Raw genomic sequence first — 314 nt, 5'->3', positions numbered from 1 at the left:
TTGGTCAAGTTGATACTAATACCCTCGATAAACGAAAGAAAATTAAGAGTGTTCCGAGAAAAAGTAATTAAAAAACGCTCATTTACAGAAGAACATTATTCAAGTGAAGCCCTCTATAATTCAATTACAACTCCTTGAAAGTTTATGATACTATCCTGATCACACTTTTTATATTTAATGTTTTAAGGAAAAAAGCTATACTATAAGCGAAACTAAAAATCAGAAAGGAAATACCATAACATGGAAAATTATATGCTATTTATCCTTACAGCACTCCTTATTATAATGATGCCTGGTCCCGGTTTTGCTTTAGT

The 314-nt window shown here is 30.6% G+C and carries 1 pseudogene; it reads left to right on the top strand.

The annotated features are described in order from the left end of the window. Positions 1-240: 240 nt before the first annotated feature. Positions 241-314, top strand: a pseudogene (locus ACQRBL_RS04845) (LysE family translocator); the annotation flags it as partial.

This window comes from Bacillus sp. AF62 (assembly GCF_050312695.1).
Taxonomy (GTDB): domain Bacteria; phylum Bacillota; class Bacilli; order Bacillales; family Bacillaceae_G; genus Bacillus_A; species Bacillus_A cereus.
Note: the sequence above shows the minus strand (reverse complement) of the source record. Positions and strands in the feature narration are given on the sequence as shown.